General features: G+C 73.5%; 1 protein-coding gene and 1 pseudogene. One reads left to right on the forward strand and one right to left on the reverse strand.

Annotation, left to right across the window (positions count from 1 at the left end; translation table 11 throughout):
* Nucleotides 1–87: 87 nt before the first annotated feature.
* The gene (locus tag G3I41_RS29645; protein WP_164403580.1) at nucleotides 88–990 is read right to left on the reverse strand and encodes an SGNH/GDSL hydrolase family protein; all 903 of its coding nucleotides are present in this window, start codon (nucleotides 988–990) and stop codon (nucleotides 88–90) included.
* Between the two features lie 151 nt (nucleotides 991–1,141).
* Here G3I41_RS29645 and G3I41_RS29650 point away from each other — a divergent pair.
* Nucleotides 1,142–1,894: pseudogene (locus G3I41_RS29650) on the forward strand (PucR family transcriptional regulator); the annotation flags it as partial.

A 1,894-nucleotide genomic window follows, 5' to 3' on the forward strand; every position in this document is an offset into this window, starting at 1 on the left:
CGGGGCCGCGTGGGCGGGCGGGGCGAGGAGCGCGGCGGCGCCGAGCGCCGCGGCGAGCAGTCCGGCGAGTGTCCGCTGCCGCACGGGTCAGCTCCCCTGGAGGTGGGCGCCGATGATGCGCGCGTAGGCGGCCTCGCCCCGCGCGTTCGGGTGCAGCGGGGCGGCCGAAGCGGTCGGCACGTATCCCTCGACCCACTTGTCGGACGGTGCCTGGCAGGCGTCGTGGCCCTTGCTGGGGGTGGCGACGTCGATGTACTCGGCGCCGTGCGCGGCGCTCCGCTCGGCGATCACCGCGTTCATCCGGTTCACGCTGCCCTGGAGGAAGTCGGCGTCGACCGGCAGCACGGGCTGCAGCGGCCAGCAGCCGCCCGGCTTGATGTAGAGCCCGTACCCCGTCACCAGGACCCTGGCGTGCGGCGACCGCTGGTGGATTCCGTCCAGTACGGCTCCGAGGCGCGGCGCGAAGGCGTCGATCCGCTGCGCCACCTGGTCGACCCCGCCCTCGGCCAGCTTGTCCCTGCACGGGGTCGCGGTCGGGTCGAGCTGCATGCAGTCCTGCGCGATGCCGACGAGACCGGCGTCGTTGCCGCCGATGGTGAGGGTCACCAGGTCGGTGTCGGCGCGCAGCGCGTCGAACTGGGGCGCCGCCGAGCCCATCGGCACGTCGAGCAGCGACAGGGACTGCTTCTCCGTCATGTGCTTGGACTGGGCCCCGCTGCACGTGACGTCGCGCAGCGAGGCGCCGATGCTCGCCGCGAGCTCGTGCGCGTAGTTGTGGGTGGAACGGCCGCAGGCCAGCGGTCCCGTGATGCCCGGGATGAGCGGCCCGGAGGCCATCGAGTCGCCGAGCGCCACGTACTGCACGGGGTCGTCCGCGCTCGCCGCCCAGGCGCCGGAAGCGGTGGTGCCCACGGCCAGGGAGGCCAGGGCGACGGCGGTGGCGGCTCCTCCGACAGTACGACAGAACGCCTTGTTCCAGGACGATTTCACGACGACCTCCGGTGCGCTGTGAGTGGGGGCATGGCGGGTGTCGTCGGTCATCATGCAGACTCGAACGCCGTCGTTTAACTGGTGGGTAACGCAGACTTCGCCGGGGGCTTTTGTGACGCGTGACAATGAACGGGCCGTCAGGCAGGGGTCGTTGGTCATTTCCGGGCGTCCCGTGGCGGTGCGGCTGCGGGCCCGCGTCCCCGCGTTGACCACCCGGGTGGTCGCCCGTCTTCTCAGTGACCTCCCGGTCTACGCGGAGCTGCCGCACGAGGAGATCGCGGGCGACATCGCCGACATCGTCCAGCACAACCTGCGGCTCTTCGCGGACGTCCTCGAACACCGCAGGGCCGCCACCGACGGCGAACTCGCCCAGCAGCGCGACTCGGCCGCCCAGCGTGCCGAGGAGGGCGTGCCGCTGGACGCCATCCTCACCGCCTACCAGGTGGGCGTCGCGATGTGCTGGGAGGAGACCGCGCGGGACGCCGGGCCGGGGGACCTGCCCGCCGTGCTGGAGATCATGGACCGCATCCTCGTCCTCCAGCAGCAGCTGACCTCCGCGGTGAGCGGCGCCTATCTGGAGGCCCGGCAGATCCTGGACAGCCAGGAGCACGGCGGCCGGCACGCGCTGATGGCCGCGCTGCTGACCGGTGAGGACCTGGACGGCTTCACCCGCCGCACCGGCCTGCGCCCGGCCGCCCGCTATCTGACGATGACGCTCGCGCTGGCCCCGCACCCGGACGAGACGGGGGCGGGTCTGCCGCAGGGCCCCGGGGCCGGTGCCGCGTCCGGTCCCGGCTCCGGGGCGGGCGCGGGCGTGGCCGCCCGGCGGAAGATACGGCGCATCCGGACGGCCCTCGACCGGTTCGCCGGGACGCCCGCGCTGACCGCCCTCGACGCGTCCGGC

This window comes from Streptomyces sp. SID9727 (assembly GCF_010550605.1).
Taxonomy (GTDB): Bacteria; Actinomycetota; Actinomycetes; order Streptomycetales; family Streptomycetaceae; genus Streptomyces.